Genomic DNA, 15,898 nt, shown 5'->3' on the forward strand with positions numbered 1-15,898 from the left:
GGACGAGTCCGACGCGTGTCGGTGCGCGCCAGTAGGCTTCTGCCCGTGCTGGACACCCTCGACGCCGCCACGGTCCGCCGGTGGTGCGCGAGCGGGCTGGTCGCGCTCAAGCGCCACCAGGGCGAGATCGACCAGCTCAACGTCTACCCGGTGCCCGACGGCGACACCGGCACCAACCTGGTGCTCACCCTCACCTCGGCCCAGCAGGCCCTGTCGATGGACCTGGACACCCTCCCCGACAGTGGCCCGACCGCCCACGGGCACGCGCTGCGACTGATGGCGCAGGGGGCGCTGCTGGGCGCGCGGGGCAACTCGGGGGTCATCCTCTCGCAGATCCTGCGCGGGTTCGCCGACGCGGTCGTCGCCGTGCCGGCGGTGCGCGGCCGGGCCCTGGCCGGCGCGCTACGGGCGGCGACCACCGCCGCGTACGCCGCGGTCGGCCGTCCCGTCGAAGGCACCCTGCTCACCGTCGTCGCCGCCGCGGCCACCGGGGCCGAGCAGGCGGGCAGCGACGACCTGGCGGTGGTGGCCCGGAACGCCGCCCGGGCGGCGGCCGAGGCCCTGGCCCGTACGCCCGAGCAACTGCCGGCCCTGGCCCGCGCGGGCGTCGTCGACGCCGGCGGACGCGGGCTCTGTGTCCTGCTCGACGCCCTGGTCGAGGTGCTCACCGGGGAGAGCGCGCCCCCGCCCGCGCCGCAGCCGCGCACCGCCCGCCCGGCGGCCACCGTCGCGCGCGAGACCGGTTCCGAGGAGTACGCCTACGAGGTGCAGTACCTGCTCGACGCGCGCGCCGACGCGGTGGCCGCGCTGCGCCGCACCCTGGACGCGCTGGGCGACTCGCTCGTCGTCGTCGGCGACGGGCGCGAGCCGGACGGCACCTGGACCGTGCACGTGCACGTCAACGACGTGGGCGCGGCGGTCGAGGCGGGGATCGCCGCCGGCCGCCCGTACCGGATCTCGGTGACCCGCTTCGCCGACCAGCCGGAGCCGTCCGGCGGTCCGACCGAGGACGGCCGGGCCGCCGTGGTGGTGGCCACCGGCGCCGGGATCGCCGAGCTGTTCGCCGCCGAGGGCGCGACGGTGGTGCCCGGCAACCCGTCCATCGGTGAGCTGCTGGCCGCGGTGCGCGGCACGGGGGCGACCCGGGTGGTCGTCCTGCCGAACGATCCCAACACGGAGGCGGTCGCCAGCGCGGCGGCCCGCGAGGCGCACCGGCACGGCGTCAAGGTGAGCGTGGTGCCGACCCGTTCACCGGTGCAGGCACTCGCCGCCCTCGCGGTCCGCGACGGCGGCCGCCGGTTCGAGGACGACGTGATCGCGATGGCCGAGGCGGCCGGCGCCTGCCGCTACGCCGAGGTCTGCCACGCCAGCCGCGAGGCGCTCACGGTCGCCGGCCCCTGCCGGCCCGGTGACGTGCTGGCGCTGGTCGAGGGCGAGGTGCACCTGATCGGCAGCGACCTCACCGACACCTGCTCCGCCGTGGTCGACCGGATGCTCGGCGGTGGCGGGGAGCTGGTCACCCTGCTCGCCGGGGTGGACGCCCCCGCCGGGCTCATCGATGCCGTCCGCGCGCACGTCGCGCGACGTTGGCCGTTCGTCGAGGTGCAGGCGTACCCGGGCGGTCAACCGTTCTATCCGCTCCTGGTGGGGGTCGAATGAGTGAGCCGGCCACGGTGGACACGCCGCTGAAGAAGCTCGTCGGCGACAAGACGGCCAAGGCGTTGGCCGCCCAGCTCGACCTGCACACGGCCGGTGACCTGATATACCACTTCCCGCGCCGCTACGACGAGCGCGGCGAGCACACCGACATCCGTTCGCTGGACGTCGGCGAGCAGGTCACCGTGCTGGCCCAGGTGCAGCGCACCGCCGTACGGCCGATGCGCCAGCGTCGGGGCAACCTGCTCGAGGTGACCGTCGGCGACGGCTCCGGCGGTGTGCTGACGCTGACGTTCTTCGGTAACCAGGCGTGGCGCGAACGCGAGCTGCGGCCCGGCCGGTGGGGGCTGTTCGCCGGTAAGGTCACCGAGTTCCGGGGCAAACGGCAGCTCAACGGCCCGGAGTACGTCCTGCTCGGCGAGGGGGGCGAGGGCGAGGCGGCGGTCAACGACGAGATCGAGGAGTTCGCGGGCGCGCTGATCCCCGTCTACCCGGCCGCCGCTGCCGTACCGACCTGGGTCATCGCCCGCTGCGTACGGGTCGTGCTGGACACGTTCACCCCGCCGGACGACCCGCTGCCGGCCACCGTCCGGGCCAGCCGCAACCTCGTCGACCTGGGCGCGGCGCTGCGGGAGATCCACCGCCCGTCCACGAAGGAGGCCCTGTACCGGGCGCGACGGCGGCTCAAGTGGGACGAGGCGTTCGCCGTCCAGTTGACGCTGGTGCAGCGCAAGCACCGGGCCGCCGACTGGCCGGCCCGGCCACGGCCGCCGCGCGCCGGTGGGCTGCTGGACGCGTTCGACGCCCGGCTGCCGTACGAGCTGACCGCCGGCCAGCGCGAGGTGGGCGCGGAGATCGCCGAGGACCTGGCCGCCGCGCACCCCATGCACCGCCTCCTGCAGGGCGAGGTGGGCTCGGGCAAGACGGTGGTGGCCCTGCGGGCCATGCTCCAGGTGGTCGACGCGGGCGGGCAGGCCGCGCTGCTGGCCCCCACCGAGGTGCTGGCCGCTCAGCACCACCGCGGCATGCTCGACCTGCTCGGGCCGCTCGGGCGGGCCGGTGAGCTGGACTCCGCCGAGCACGCCACCCGGGTCGAGCTGGTCACCGGTTCGCTGGGCGCGGCGGCCCGCCGCCGGGCGCTCGGCGAGGTGGCCAGCGGCGCCGCCGGCATCGTGCTGGGCACCCACGCGCTGCTCTACGAGGGTGTCGACTTCGCCGACCTGGGTCTGGTGGTGGTCGACGAGCAGCACCGCTTCGGCGTGGAGCAGCGCGACGCGCTGCGCGCCAAGGCCGACCAGCCGCCGCACACGCTGGTGATGACGGCGACGCCGATCCCGCGCACGGTGGCGATGACCGTCTACGGCGACCTGGAGGTGTCCACCCTCTCGCAGCTGCCCCGGGGCCGGTCGCCGATCGCCTCGCACGTCGTCCCGGCCGCCGAGAAGCCGGCCTTCCTGGACCGGGCGTGGCGTCGGCTGCGCGAGGAGGTGGCCGCCGGCCACCAGGCGTACGTGGTGTGCCCGCGGATCGGAGACGGGCCGACGTCGGACGAGGAGCCGCCCCCCGAGGACGACAACGGCCGGCGGCCTCCGCTGGCGGTGACCGAGGTGGCCCCGCTGCTGGCCGACGGGCCGCTGCACGGGCTGCGGATCGGGGTGCTGCACGGCCGGCTGCCCGCCGACGAGAAGGACGCGGTGATGCGTTCCTTCGCCGCCGGTGACCTGGACGTGCTGGTGGCGACCACGGTCATCGAGGTCGGCGTGGACGTGCCCAACGCCACCGTGATGATCGTGCTGGACGCCGACCGCTTCGGCGTCTCGCAACTGCACCAGCTCCGGGGCCGGGTCGGCCGGGGCACCGCCGCCGGGCTCTGCCTGCTGGTGAGCGAGGCCGCCGAGGGCTCGTCGGCGCGGGAACGCCTGGACGCGGTGGCCTCCACCAGCGACGGGTTCAAGCTCGCCGAACTGGACCTGGAGCAGCGCCGCGAGGGCGACGTGCTGGGGGCGACCCAGTCCGGCCACCGCTCGCACCTGCGGCTGCTGTCGCTGCGCCGCGACGCCGACCTGATCCGCGACGCCCGCGCCGAGGCCATCACCCTGATCGGGGACGATCCGGAGCTGACCCGCAACCCGGCGCTGGCCGCGTCGGTGGCGGCGCTGGTCGACGAGGACCGCGCGGAGTACCTGGAGAAGGGCTGACGGTTTCCTATGGCAGGGCGAGCATCGTGTCGGGGAGTCAGTACGGCGGACTGTTGCCGCGGGCGAGTTGAACGTGCCTGAAATTCCTCTAAATCAATTCGGCCGGATTCTGGCTGGGGAGAGTGAAGGCTACTACCTCCACGTTCATTTCGATGGAAATGTCACCGGGGGATATTACGTATATCTTGTGGACGATGTTGAAAACCCTGCTGATGGGGGCGATCTCTGGGCGAAAGATGAGAATGATCTGGCTAAGCTCTTCCGGACTTCCGAATGGAAGATCCAGTGGCTGGAGGGGCGGACCTGCGACTGAGCCTCACATGCTGGAGGGAGGGCTGAGGTTATCGCGTCTGCTCGTCGCGCAGTGCCGCCGAACGCGGCCAGGCGAGAAACCGCGAGTGCAACACCCCGGACGGTGTAAGTGGCAGGTCCGCACATGCCTGCACGAGGTGCGCCGAAAGATGCAGCATCAGCGATATCCGCGCGCCGGTGAACTCCTCAACAAGTTGCCTTTTCCTGGTTCTGCACGGCCACGGTGACCCGCACCCGGCGCAGTTCCACTGCGGCCTTACCGGCTGATGCGCCGACAACAACAACTCCACCACCCTCTCGGACCGTTGGAAGGGGAAGAGACCTCGAGGTGTTGGTGGCTCTTCCCCTGGCACTCACCAGCACGGCGAATCTGCCGCAAGCGAACCGGCGAGGCCCTGGCGCTGAACCTACGAAGCGGCTGTGGGCACTCCAACGTCCTCATGGACACAAGTTCGGACACTTTCGCGATCCATAAGCGTCCCAGTGTGTCCACTAGGGTTAGACGGTATGAGTCACCGCCTTCGCGCGGCCATGCTCCGCGCCCACCTCGACTCGGCTGCCCTCGCCACAGCCGTCGGCGTCGATGTCAAGACCGTCACCCGGTGGCTCGCCGGCCGCGTCCCGCACCAGCGCACCCGGCTTGCCGTCGCCGACGTCCTAGGCGAGACCGAAGCAGACCTCTGGCCTCAGACCCGTCCCGACCAGGCGCCCGGCGCGGAGGCCACTGCCGAGGTCGTCGCCGCCTACGCCCACCGCGCCGACATCCCGCACCATGTCTGGGCCGCGCTGCTCACCGGCGCGAGCAATCGGATCGACCTGCTCGGCTACGCCTTCCCGTTTCTGCTTGAGCTGGTACCCAACACGATGCAGCTCATCTCGGACAAGGCCGCTGGCGGCGCTCATATCCGGCTCGCGTTCGCCGATCCTGACTGCCCGCACGTCGCCGAACGCGACGCCCTCGAACAGATCGGCGGCACGCTACCCGGCCGAATCCGCAACGCCCTCAACTTCTGTGAACCCCTGCACCAGGTGCCCGGTGTGGAGATCGGCCTGCACACCGTGCACCTGTACAACTCGGTGTTCCGCTTCGACCATCAGATGATCGTCACCCCGCACCTGTACCGCGCACGTGGCTACCAACATCCCGCCCTGCATCTGCGCGAACTCTCGCCGCACGGCATCTTCGCGGCCCATGCCGACCAGTTCGAGCAGATATGGCAGACCACCACCGCCTACCCGAAGGAAGCCCGGTGACCGGCCGACGCGACTACCACCACGACCCGCAAGCGCCGCTCGCCAACAGTCTCGTTCCCGCCGCCGCCGCCGTCGTCACCGACCAGCACGGCCGCGTACTGCTACAGCGGCGTAGCGACTCCGGTAACTGGTCCCTACCCGGCGGCGCCATGAACATCGGCGAAACCCTGCAACAGTGCGTCGTCCGCGAGGTACGGGAGGAGACCGGCCTGGACGTCGAGGTGACCGGTCTGTTGGGGATCTACAGCGATCCCGCGCACGTCATCGCCTACCCCGACGGCGAGGTCCGCCAGGAATTCACGGTCACCTACCAGGCTCACGTCATCGGCGGCACGATCAGCATCAGCGACGAGTCGACGGACGTCCGCTTCATCGACCCCGCCGAATTCGACCGAATCCCCATCCACGACACCGTTCGACTCCGCCTTCGGCATTACGTCGAAGGCCGCGAGACTCCCTACCTCGGATAGCGTCGATTCCTTGGCGTGCTGACGCCCCCTTTCCTGCTTGCGGGGTCGAAACCGGCGCGGGACCGCTGCCTGCACCGCAGATACTGTCAACGCACAACGACCGAGGGCGCGTCGACCGGGTGGTCGACGCGCCCTCGGGCTTCAGCGCAGGTCAGGTCAGGCGGTGAAGGTCACCCGACGCCGACGGGCGATGACGAAGAGCACCGCGCCCGCGATCAGCAGCGCGATCGCACCGGCGGCGATGCCGCCCGCCGCCGCACCGGTGACCGGGAGGCCCGGCTCGTCCTCGCCGCCGCCACCGCTGCCGCCGCAGTCACCCTCCGGCGTGTAGACGGCTTCGAGCTCCAGGTCCAGGTCCGGCAGGGCGACGAGCGCCGACTCGGCCTTGCCGGCCTTGAAGGTCACCGTCTCCGAGGCGCCGGCCGCGACCGTACGGGTCTCGGTCTTGTCGCCGTAGGTGAACGTGGTCTTCACCGGCATGCCACCCTCGGGGTTGGTCACGGTGAGGGCGAACTCCTTGCAGTCGGCCTTGGTGGTGACGGCCGGCAGCGGGCAGTCCTCGGGGCGCGCCCACGAGTAGGTGCCGTTCTCGATGACCTTGCCGTCGACCAGGACCTCGATCTTGCCGGCGTCGGCGGCGGGCACCACGATGCTGGTGTCGGCCTTGCCCGGGGCAACGGAGACCTTCTTGGTGAAGCCGTTCTCGCCCTTGACCTCGAACTCGACGGCGTACTTGCTGATCTTGCCGTCGTTGCTCAGCGACACGGCGACCGAACCGTCGCAGTTGGACGCGAAGGTCGAGGCCGGGGTGGCGCAGCTCTTGCTGCCGCCGTTGTACCAGCCCTGCGGGCCCTTGGACCGGTTGCCCGGGGTGCCCGGCGAGCCCAGCTTCTTGTTGTCGTAGCGCTTGCCGCCGTCGACGATCTCGTCGATGACCTGGTCCTTGTCGCCCCAGATGAGGTCGACCTGGGTGTGGCAGTCCGGGATCTCGACGTTCAGCGTGATCTCGGTCTGGGTGGCGCTGACGAAGTCGCTGTCCGGCGTGCCGTACACGTACTGCGGGGTGGCGAACTGCGGCCGCGGCGCGAAGTACGACACCAGGGTGAAGTACTGCTTGCCCTCGCCACAGAGCGGCAGGTCACCGTCGAGCTTGACGGTGGCGGTGCCCTTCGGGCCGTCGAAGGTGTGGCTGTACTTGGCCTTGTCGAGCTCGACGCACTTCGGGGCCGGAGCGCAGGACCGGTCGGCGGGGATGGTGATGCTGCCGTCGTTGGTGGCTTCCTGGCCGTTCTTCTTCCACTTGCCGAACACCACGAGCTTGGCGCTGGCGGTGTTGCCCGGCACCCGCTGGACGGCCTGCACGGAGCCGCCCTTCTTGATGACGTAGCCCTGCAGCGGCACCGCCTTGGCGCCCTCGACGGGCACGGTCACCGGCGTCGCCGGCTCCGCGGTCACCCGCTGGAGCGTCACGGCCTTGTCGCGCTCGCTGTTCTCCACGTTCCACGTGATCACGCGCTCGCCGGTCTGCCGGTCGCAGTCGACGGTGGCCTTGATCGTGGTGTGGTGCGCGCTGGCTGGGGCGGCCACCGCGACGACCCCGGTGAGGCCGACGATGGCGGCTCCCAGGATGGCCAGCGGTCGCCGGAGCGACAGCTTGGGACGGATCACGGGTACTCCTGGAGTGCTGAAGCGTCAGGGGTGTGGCACGGGAGAGACAGTGGACGGTCACTGCACGTCCGATCGGAGAGGCGCCCTCCCGAGCCGTGGGCCGGCGGGTTGTCGCCGGCACCCGGCAGACCCTAGCGATATCGCCCGTCGTGATACAGCGCTCAGGATTTGCTAAGACTGATGTTATGAACTTGAGATCATTGATATACGAGAAGTGATCACGTCGTCCGCGTGGCGGTACCGACCGTGTCGGCCGTCGAGTCCGGCTGATCGCGTAGCGTCGTGGTCATGAGCAGGAGGAGACGGTGACCCGGATCGTGGCCGGGACGCTCGGTGGCCGACGGATCGCCGCGCCGCCCGGCGCCGGCACCCGACCCACGTCCGACCGGGTCCGGGAGGCGCTGTTCAGCGCCGTCGAGTCCGAGGTCGACCTCGACGGTGCGCGCTTCGCCGACCTGTACGCCGGCTCCGGCGCGGTCGGGTTGGAGGCGCTCTCCCGGGGCGCCGGGCACGTCCTGCTCGTGGAGTCCGATCCGCGAGCCGCCCGGGTGATCCGGGAGAACGTGGCGACCCTGCGGGCCGGCGCCGCCGTACGTCTGGTGGCCGGCAAGGTGGCGACGGTGCTGGCCGCCGGTCCGGACGGTGGCGGCTACGACGTGGTCTTCGCCGATCCGCCGTACGCCGTGCCGGACACGGAGATCACCGCGCTGCTCACGACGCTGGTCGACGGCGGCTGGCTGATGCCCGACGCCCTCGTGGTGGTGGAGCGGTCCCGCCGGACCAGGGACTTCGAGTGGGTGCAGGGGATCACCCCGCAGCGCAGTCGGCGGTATGGCGAGACCACCCTTTGGTACGGTCGCCGATCATGAGACGTGCGGTCTGTCCCGGCTCGTTCGACCCGGTCACCAACGGACACCTCGACATCATCGGCCGCGCCAGCCGGCTGTTCGACGAGGTGATCGTCGGCGTCCTGGTCAACCAGTCCAAGAGCGGCCTGTTCACCGTCGACGAGCGGATCGAGATGCTCCGCGAGGTGACCGCCTCGTACGACAACGTACGGGTCGAGTCGTTCCGGGGGCTGCTCGTCGACTTCTGCCGGGCGCAGCAGGCGAGCGTCCTGATCAAGGGGCTGCGGGCGGTCAGCGACTTCGACTACGAGTTGCAGATGGCCCAGATGAACATCGGGCTGGCCGGCGTCGAGACGCTCTTCATGCCGACCAATCCGCTCTACTCGTTCCTCTCGTCCAGCCTCGTCAAGGACGTGGCCAAGTGGGGCGGAGACATCTCCGCGCACGTCCCCGACCCGGTCCGCGAAGCCCTCCAGGCCCGCCTGACCCCCCGCCCCTGACCCCGCACCGCCACCTCCCCGCGATCTTGCACTTTCGGTTGACGTATTGCTCCTTTCGTGGCGCTTTGCGGCGACAGAAACCGCAAGATCGGCGCGGTGGAGGCGGGGAGTGACGGCTTCGCGACGCGCCGGGTTGGGGTGGTGGGGGATCGTGTGGGGCGGGCACGCCATGATGAGCACAGCGGGGAACCGGCCGTAGCCCGCATCATGGAGGTCGGCCGACGAACGACAGGAGTGAGGTACCGGTGGACCCGCTCGATCGCATCGACGAACTGATCGCCATGGTGGAGCAGGCGCGCTCCGTCCCGATGTCGCGGAACAACTGCATGGTCGACCGGGGCGAGATGATCGCCGCGCTGGACGAGATGCGCGCGGACCTCCCTGCCGACCTGCGCCGCGCCGCCGCGCTCCTGGAGGAGCGCGACAAGATCATGGACGCGGGCAAGCGCGAGGCGGACCGGATCATCAGCGAGGGTGAGGCAGAACACGCCCGCCTCGTGTCGGTGAACGAGATCACCGTGTCGGCCGAGCACGAGGGCGCCCGGATCATCGCCGAGGCCCGCGCCGAGGCGCAGCGCCTGCGCGAGGAGGTCGACGACTACGTCGACACGGCGTTGGCCAACTTCGAGCAGTTCCTCACCCGGGCCCTCGCCTCGATAGAGCGTGGCCGCGACAAGATGCACGCGCTGCGGGAGATCGGCACCTTCGGTGGGGATGAGGCGGAACGCCCGCTACCCTTCTGAGCGGCACCTCACCAGCCGACATTCACGCCGCAGGCGTCGCCCCCGGTTCGACGGCCGGGCGGTCGCCCAGGTAACCTTTTTTGTCGGCCTCTCACCGGCCGGAGTCTCACTATGCCCAAGCACTCGCCATCGACACTCGACCCCAGGTCGCCGCTGGTCCTCGACACGAGAGACCTGCCGCGCCGCCCTGGTGCGTTGCGTGAGGTCAAGCGGGTCGTGCCGGCACCGGTGGACCTCGGTGTGGAGTTGATCGGCGTGCCGGAGGGCGCAGACCTCGACCTCGATCTGAGGTTGCAGTCGGTGTCCGAGGGCGTGCTCGTCTCCGGGACCATCACCGGTCCCGTCCGGGGCGAGTGCGGGCGCTGCCTGCGCGAGATCAACGAATCGATGGCCGTGACGATCCAGGAGCTGTACGCGTACGAGAACAGCACCACGGACGCCACGACCGACGAGGACGAGGTGGGCCGGATGCAGGGCGATCTGATCGACCTGGAGCCGGCGCTGCGGGACGCGTTGGTGCTCACGCTGCCGACCAACCCGCTCTGCCGGGAGGACTGCCCAGGACTGTGCCCCGACTGCGGGGCGCACTGGGACGATCTGCCGGCCGACCACAGTCACCAGCAGATCGACCCGCGTTGGGCGGGCCTGACGCAACTGACCCGTACAGAGGAGTAAGAACCGTGGCCGTCCCCAAGCGCAAGATGTCGCGCAGCAACACCCGGTCCCGCCGGGCGAACTGGAAGGCGACCGTGGTCGCGACCGTCGCGTGCCCGCAGTGCAAGTCCCCGAAGCTGCCGCACGCCGCCTGCTCCGTCTGCGGCACCTACAACGGCCGCCAGGTTCTCGAGGTCTGACCTGGACGCCGAGTGACGCCCCCGACCCCGGGTCGGGCGGCGCGCGCACCCTGGCATTCGCCCGGTGTCCCGGCTCCCTCCGACACCGGCCGGCCCAACCCGGCCGGTGTTCCGGTGGAGCCGGGCGCCGCGCGGATCGCCGTTGACCTCCTCGGCGGGGACGACGCTCCCGCCGTCGTGGTTGACGGCGCTCTGCGGGCCATGCGCGCCGACCCTGATCTGCATCTGCTGCTCGTCGGTCCGACCGAGGTCGCCGACGCGCTGATCGCTGCCCTCGCCCCGGCCGAACGGACCCGGATCACGGTCCGGCCGGTCCGCGCCGCCGTCGGCATGGCCGACCATCCCAGCGCCGCCCGCTCGGAGAGCACCGTCCGGGCCGCCGTCACCGCCGTCCGCGACGGCACCGCCGACGCCCTCGTCTCCGCCGGTGCCACCGGTGCCACGGTGACCGCCGCCGTGCTCGGGCTCGGGCGCTGGTCGGAGATCCGCCAGCCCGCCCTGGTCGCCACCCTGCCCGCGGTCGCCGGGCCGGTGGTCCTGCTCGACGTGGGCGGCTCACTGGAACCCCGCCCCGCCACCCTCGCCCGGCACGCCGTGCTCGGCGCCGCGTACGCCGCGGTGGCCCACTCGATCGCCGCGCCGCGGGTCGGCCTGCTCTCGGTGGGCACCGAGGCCGGCAAGGGCGACCGGGTACGCCGAGCCACCGACCCCCTGCTCGCCGTCGAACCGCTGCCCGCCGGGGCGCGCTACGTCGGTCTCGTGGAGGGGTACGACGTGGCCGTCGGCGCGCGCGCCGACGTGGTGGTCACCGACGGCTTCACCGGTAACGTGCTGCTCAAGGCGATCGAGGGCGCGTACGCCATGGCCGGCGGCCCACCCGCCGAGGGTGGCGCTCCCCGCGCGGCGGCCCTGCTGGGCGTCGCGGGGACCGTCGTCGTCTGTCACGGCTCCGCCCGCCCCGCCGACGTCGCCTCCGGCATTGCCCTCGCCGCTCACCTCTGGCGGCGGCGTGCCACCGATCTGGTCTCCGCGTTGCTCGACGGCGACGCCGCGACGGACCGCACCGACCGCTCCACCGACACCGAGGTACGCACATCATGAGCAACGACAAGCGGCGGCGGGCGTCCGTCAGTCACCTGGAAGCCGCGTTCGGCGTCAGCCTGGAGCCGGACCTGCTGCAACGCGCGCTGACCCACCGCTCGTACGCGTACGAGAACGGCGGCCTGCCGACGAACGAGCGGCTGGAGTTCCTCGGCGACTCCGTGCTCGGGGTCGTGATCACCACCGCCCTGTTCCACAACCACCCGGACCTGCCCGAGGGGCAGTTGGCGAAGCTCCGGGCGAGCGTGGTGAACATGCGGGCGCTCGCCGACGTGGCCCGTGGCCTCGGCCCGGACGGCCTCGGCGCGTACCTGCTGCTGGGCAAGGGCGAGGAGACCACCGGTGGCCGGGACAAGGCGAGCATCCTCGCCGACACCCTGGAGGCGCTGCTCGGCGCGATCTACCTCCAGTACGGGCTGGACACCGCCGGGATCGTGATCCACCGCCTCTTCGACCCGCTGATGGCCGAGTCGGCCGGCCGGGGCGCCGCCCTGGACTGGAAGACCAGCCTGCAGGAGTTGACCGCCGCGCTCGGCCTCGGCGTGCCCGAGTACCGGATCGAGGGCACCGGACCGGATCACCTCAAGACGTTCACGGCCTGGGTCGTCGTAGCCGGCAACCGGTACGGCGGCGCGGAGGGGCGCAGCAAGAAGGAGGCCGAGCAGCGCGCCGCCGAGGCGGCCTGGCGGATGCTCTCGGACCAGCACGAGCAGGCCGAGCAGGGCGCCGCGGCCGAGCAGGGCGCCGCGGCCGAGCAGGGCGCCGCGGCCGACCAGGGTGTCGCGGCCGACCAGGGTGTCGCGGCCGGGCCGCTGGAGCGCGCCGAGCAGGCGGCCCAGGCCGAGGAGGCCGACCACCTGGCGCAGGTCATGCCGGCCGACGTGGCGCAGGAGCAGGGTTCCCGCCATGCCTGAGCTGCCCGAGGTGGAGACCGTCCGGCAGGGGCTGGCCCAGTGGGTCACCGGCCGACGGATCGCCTCGGTCGAGGTCCGGCACCCGCGGGCCGTCCGCCGGCACGTACCCGGTGGCGCGCACTTCGCCGACGTCCTCGCCGGCCGGACGATCCTGGACGTCCGGCGGCGCGGCAAGTACCTGTGGCTCCCGCTGGACAGCGGCGACGCGGTGGTCGGGCACCTCGGCATGTCGGGTCAGCTGCTGCTCCAGCCGCCCGGCACCGCCGACGAGACCCACCTGCGGGTCCGGTTCCGGTTCGCCGACGACGGGCCCGAGTTGCGCTTCGTCGACCAGCGCACGTTCGGTGGACTGGCGGTGAGCGAGGGCGGCGCCGACCTGCCGGCCGAGATCGCGCACATCGCGCGCGACCCGATGGACCCGGAGTTCTCCGACGAGGCGTTCGTCGCCGCGCTGCGCCGGCGACGGACCGAGGTGAAGCGGGCCCTTCTCGACCAGACGCTGATCTCCGGCGTGGGCAACATCTACGCCGACGAGGCGCTCTGGCGTGCGCGGCTGCACGGTGCCCGCCCCACCGACGCGCTCACCGGCCCGGCCGCCCAGCGCCTGCTCGGCCACGTCCGTGACGTACTCGCCGAGGCCATCAAGGAGGGCGGCACCAGCTTCGACGCCCTCTACGTCAACGTCAACGGCGAGAGCGGTTACTTCGACCGTGCGCTGAACGCGTACGGCCGCGAGGGCGAGCCGTGCCGGCGCTGCGGTACGCCGATCCGGCGCGAGTCGTTCATGAACCGCTCCTCGTACAGCTGCCCGCGGTGTCAGCCCCGGCCTCGGGGTTCCCTTCGGGGATGACCCGGAGTCGATTCCGGGTCGGTGCCGGCGGGTCGCGGTCGGCCGCTCCGGGCACTTCCCCGGCGTACGCCCGAATCGCGGGTTGATGCCCGTCCGGCGGACCCGCCGCCCCCGGTGGAACGACTCCGGGGTGGGCCGGGGCCGTTCCCCGATGTGACCGCCTCGTCACGCCCCTAACGTCAGCACGGTCGGCAGGGGGTCGACGTGACAGGGGGGCACTGATGGGCAGCAGACCGGTGACGGTGCGGATGGCGCGGTGGAGCGCCGAGCATCCGTGGCGGGCGATCGCGTTGTGGGTCGTGTTCGTGGCGGTGTGCTTCGTCGGGGGCAACGCCGCCGGCCTCAACGAGGCCACCAGCGGCGACCAGGCGATCGGCGAGGCCGGACGGGCCAGCCTCATCGTGGACGGCGGGGCCTTCGACGACCCGGCCGTGGAGAACGTCCTCATCACCTCCCGGGGTGGCGCCCTGGACCCGGCCGCGGCGAAGGCGGCCGCCGACGATGCCGCCGCCCGGCTGCGTACGGTCACCGGGGTCGCCGAGGTCGGCCCGCCGGTCACCGCGCGGGACGGGTCCGCGCTGCTGCTGCCGATTACCATGTCCGGCGATCCGGAGACGGCGTCCGACCGGGTACAGCCGTTGCGCAACGTCACCGCCGGGGTGCAGAGCGCGCATCCCGAGGTACGCGTCGAGCAGGTCGGCGGGCCGTCGATCGGTCAGGCGCTCGACGACACCCTCGGCAAGGACTTCGAGCGGGCCGAGCTGCTGAGCCTGCCGGTGACCCTGGCCATTCTGATCATCGCGTTCGGAGCGTTGGTCGCGGCCAGCGTGCCGGTGCTGCTGGCGCTCTCGTCGGTCGCCGCGGCGATGGGTCTGTCCACGCTCGCCTCGCACCTGGTGCCGGCCACCGACACCACGTCACCGGTGATCCTGCTGATCGGCATGGCGGTGGGGGTCGACTACTCGCTGTTCTACATCCGCCGGGAGCGGGAGGAACGCGCCAAGGGCCGCTCCGGCCTGGACGCCGTGGAGATCGCCGCCGAGACCTCCGGGCACGCCGTGGTGGTCTCCGGGGTCGCGGTGATCATCGCGATGGCCGGGCTGTTCCTCGCCGGTGACGTCGTCTTCTCGTCCCTGGCCGTGGGCTCGATCCTGGTGGTCGCCGTCGCGGTGACCGGCTCGCTGACCGTACTGCCCGCCCTGCTGGCCCGGCTGGGCCGCTGGGTCGACCGTCCCCGGGTGCCGCTGCTGTGGCGCCTCACCGCGCCGCGCACGGGGCGGCACGGCGAGGCCCGTACGCCCCGGCTCTGGCCGGCGGTGCTGCGTCCCGCGCTGCGGGCGCCGGTGGCGACGCTGGTCATCTCGGTCGGCCTGCTGCTCGCGTTGGCCGCGCCGGCACTCGGCATGAAGCTGAAGTTCCCCGGCATGGAGGACCTGCCGCGCACCACACCGGCCATGCAGGCGTACGACCGGCTGACCGCCGCCTTCCCGAGCACCGGCACCAACCATGTGGTGGCCGTCCGGGCGCCGGCCGACCAGGCCGACCGGGTCGGCGCGGCGCTCACCGACCTGGCCGCCCGCGCCTCCGCCGATCCGCTGTTCGCCCCCACCGAGGCGGACGGCCCGAAGATCAAGGTGTCGGCCGACCGGCGGGTGTCGGTGCTGGACGTCGCCACCCCGTACGCCAGCCGCGACGACCGGTCGGTGGAGTCGCTGGAGAAGCTGCGCACCGACCTGGTCCCGGCCGAGCTGCGGGGCATCCCTGGCATCGAGTACGCGGTGGGCGGGAGCGTGGCCGACAGCGAGGACTACGCGGCGCACGTCCGCGACAAGTTGCCGCTGGTGATGGGCTTCGTGCTGGTGCTCACATTCCTCGTCATGACGTTCACCTTCCGCTCGGTCGTGGTGGCGGCCAGCTCGATCGTGCTGAACCTGCTCTCGGCCGGCGCCGCGTACGGGCTGCTGGTGCTGGTCTTCCAGGGCGACTGGGCCGAGGGGCTGCTCGGTTTCACGTCGATGGGTGCGATCGTCTCCTGGCTGCCGCTGTTCCTGTTCGTGGTGCTGTTCGGCCTCTCGATGGACTACCACGTGTTCGTGGTGAGCCGGATCCGTGAGGGGGTCCGGGCCGGGATGTCCAACCGCGACGCCGTGTCGTACGGCATCACCTCGTCGGCCGGGGTGGTGACCAGCGCGGCGATCGTGATGGTCGGGGTGTTCTCGATCTTCGCGACGTTGAGCACGATCGACATGAAGCAGCTCGGTATCGGTCTGGCGGCGGCGATCCTGCTGGATGCCACGATCATCCGGGGCGTGGTGCTGCCGGCCCTGATGACCATGCTCGGTGACGCGAACTGGTGGGCGCCACGGTTCCTGCGCCGCCGTCCGGCACCCGCGCCCACCGATCCGCCGACCCCCGCCCCGGAGCTGGTGCCCGTCTCCTGAGCAGCCGACCGCCTTGAGTGCCGGGCCGCGACCCGCGGCCCGGCACCGGCCGTCCGGTGCGGGTGGACGCGAGGATTAGTCGAGCGTGG

At 71.8% G+C, this 15,898-nt stretch carries 16 protein-coding genes; 14 read left to right on the forward strand and 2 right to left on the reverse strand.

What is annotated here, in order from left to right; all coding sequences use genetic code 11:
- Positions 1 to 45: 45 nt before the first annotated feature.
- From ACN269_RS26265 to ACN269_RS26275, 3 genes are all read left to right on the forward strand, one after another.
- Positions 46 to 1,659 (forward strand): DAK2 domain-containing protein, encoded by a 1,614-nt coding sequence (locus ACN269_RS26265; protein ID WP_421474918.1) that lies wholly within the window; start codon positions 46 to 48, stop codon positions 1,657 to 1,659.
- Entirely contained in the window at positions 1,656 to 3,854 is a 2,199-nt protein-coding gene (recG, locus tag ACN269_RS26270) for an ATP-dependent DNA helicase RecG (RefSeq protein WP_421474919.1), read from the forward strand. The genes ACN269_RS26265 and recG overlap by 4 nt, the downstream gene beginning before the upstream one ends.
- Before the next feature lie 73 nt (positions 3,855 to 3,927).
- Positions 3,928 to 4,167, forward strand: coding sequence for a hypothetical protein (locus ACN269_RS26275; protein WP_421474921.1), 240 nt, complete (start codon positions 3,928 to 3,930; stop codon positions 4,165 to 4,167).
- A 28-nt stretch (positions 4,168 to 4,195) separates the two neighbouring features.
- Here the strand turns inward: ACN269_RS26275 and ACN269_RS26280 are convergent, their stop codons facing one another.
- On the reverse strand, positions 4,196 to 4,444 hold the full coding sequence (locus tag ACN269_RS26280; protein WP_421476574.1) for a flavin reductase: 249 nt from the start codon (positions 4,442 to 4,444) through the stop codon (positions 4,196 to 4,198).
- A 253-nt stretch (positions 4,445 to 4,697) separates the two neighbouring features.
- Between ACN269_RS26280 and ACN269_RS26285 the strand changes: the two genes are divergently transcribed.
- Both ACN269_RS26285 and ACN269_RS26290 read left to right on the forward strand, forming a co-directional pair.
- Positions 4,698 to 5,420 carry an XRE family transcriptional regulator gene (locus ACN269_RS26285; protein ID WP_421476576.1) on the forward strand — a complete coding sequence of 241 codons (723 nt, stop codon included), beginning with the start codon at positions 4,698 to 4,700 and terminating at the stop codon, positions 5,418 to 5,420.
- Entirely contained in the window at positions 5,417 to 5,890 is a 474-nt protein-coding gene (locus ACN269_RS26290) for an NUDIX domain-containing protein (protein WP_421474923.1), read from the forward strand. Before ACN269_RS26285 ends, ACN269_RS26290 begins: the two co-directional genes overlap by 4 nt.
- Before the next feature lie 156 nt (positions 5,891 to 6,046).
- Here the strand turns inward: ACN269_RS26290 and ACN269_RS26295 are convergent, their stop codons facing one another.
- Positions 6,047 to 7,558 (reverse strand): cell wall anchor protein, encoded by a 1,512-nt coding sequence (locus ACN269_RS26295; RefSeq protein ID WP_421474924.1) that lies wholly within the window; start codon positions 7,556 to 7,558, stop codon positions 6,047 to 6,049.
- Between the two features lie 305 nt (positions 7,559 to 7,863).
- On the opposite strand from ACN269_RS26295, the gene rsmD reads away from it, so the two are divergent.
- The 9 genes from rsmD (at position 7,864) to ACN269_RS26340 (ending at position 15,809) form a co-directional block, all read left to right on the forward strand.
- On the forward strand, positions 7,864 to 8,427 hold the full coding sequence (rsmD, locus tag ACN269_RS26300; protein WP_421474925.1) for a 16S rRNA (guanine(966)-N(2))-methyltransferase RsmD: 564 nt from the start codon (positions 7,864 to 7,866) through the stop codon (positions 8,425 to 8,427).
- Positions 8,424 to 8,906, forward strand: a complete 483-nt coding sequence (gene coaD / locus ACN269_RS26305) for a pantetheine-phosphate adenylyltransferase (protein ID WP_421474926.1) — start codon at positions 8,424 to 8,426, stop codon at positions 8,904 to 8,906. The genes rsmD and coaD overlap by 4 nt, the downstream gene beginning before the upstream one ends.
- A gap of 245 nt (positions 8,907 to 9,151) precedes the next feature.
- Positions 9,152 to 9,649 carry a hypothetical protein gene (locus tag ACN269_RS26310; RefSeq protein ID WP_234590503.1) on the forward strand — a complete coding sequence of 166 codons (498 nt, stop codon included), beginning with the start codon at positions 9,152 to 9,154 and terminating at the stop codon, positions 9,647 to 9,649.
- 111 nt (positions 9,650 to 9,760) lie between these two features.
- Positions 9,761 to 10,324: a YceD family protein gene (locus ACN269_RS26315; RefSeq protein WP_421474927.1), complete on the forward strand. Its 564-nt coding sequence runs from the start codon at positions 9,761 to 9,763 to the stop codon at positions 10,322 to 10,324.
- Positions 10,325 to 10,329: 5 nt separating this feature from the next.
- The gene (gene rpmF, locus ACN269_RS26320; protein WP_030335284.1) at positions 10,330 to 10,503 is read left to right on the forward strand and encodes a 50S ribosomal protein L32; all 174 of its coding nucleotides are present in this window, start codon (positions 10,330 to 10,332) and stop codon (positions 10,501 to 10,503) included.
- A 114-nt stretch (positions 10,504 to 10,617) separates the two neighbouring features.
- Positions 10,618 to 11,604: a phosphate acyltransferase PlsX gene (locus ACN269_RS26325; RefSeq protein ID WP_421474928.1), complete on the forward strand. Its 987-nt coding sequence runs from the start codon at positions 10,618 to 10,620 to the stop codon at positions 11,602 to 11,604.
- Positions 11,601 to 12,518, forward strand: a complete 918-nt coding sequence (gene rnc / locus ACN269_RS26330) for a ribonuclease III (RefSeq protein WP_421474929.1) — start codon at positions 11,601 to 11,603, stop codon at positions 12,516 to 12,518. Before ACN269_RS26325 ends, rnc begins: the two co-directional genes overlap by 4 nt.
- Complete coding sequence (mutM, locus tag ACN269_RS26335; protein WP_421474930.1) at positions 12,511 to 13,368, forward strand: bifunctional DNA-formamidopyrimidine glycosylase/DNA-(apurinic or apyrimidinic site) lyase; 858 nt, start codon at positions 12,511 to 12,513, stop codon at positions 13,366 to 13,368. Before rnc ends, mutM begins: the two co-directional genes overlap by 8 nt.
- A gap of 221 nt (positions 13,369 to 13,589) precedes the next feature.
- Complete coding sequence (locus ACN269_RS26340) at positions 13,590 to 15,809, forward strand: MMPL family transporter (protein WP_421474931.1); 2,220 nt, start codon at positions 13,590 to 13,592, stop codon at positions 15,807 to 15,809.
- Positions 15,810 to 15,898: the final 89 nt, after the last annotated feature.

It is taken from the genome of Micromonospora sp. WMMD736 (assembly GCF_049179015.1).
Lineage (GTDB): Bacteria > Actinomycetota > Actinomycetes > Mycobacteriales > Micromonosporaceae > Micromonospora.

Bases quoted from the DNA above. Each gene is read 5' to 3' on its own strand.
- recG (WP_421474919.1), top strand. From the start codon at position 1,656: ATGAGTGAGCCGGCCACGGTGGACACGCCGCTGAAGAAGCTCGTCGGC.
- ACN269_RS26285 (WP_421476576.1), top strand. From the start codon at position 4,698: ATGCTCCGCGCCCACCTCGACTCGGCTGCCCTCGCCACAGCCGTCGGC.
- coaD (WP_421474926.1), top strand. From the start codon at position 8,424: ATGAGACGTGCGGTCTGTCCCGGCTCGTTCGACCCGGTCACCAACGGA.
- ACN269_RS26315 (WP_421474927.1), top strand. From the start codon at position 9,761: ATGCCCAAGCACTCGCCATCGACACTCGACCCCAGGTCGCCGCTGGTC.
- rnc (WP_421474929.1), top strand. From the start codon at position 11,601: ATGAGCAACGACAAGCGGCGGCGGGCGTCCGTCAGTCACCTGGAAGCC.
- mutM (WP_421474930.1), top strand. From the start codon at position 12,511: ATGCCTGAGCTGCCCGAGGTGGAGACCGTCCGGCAGGGGCTGGCCCAG.
- ACN269_RS26340 (WP_421474931.1), top strand. From the start codon at position 13,590: ATGGGCAGCAGACCGGTGACGGTGCGGATGGCGCGGTGGAGCGCCGAG.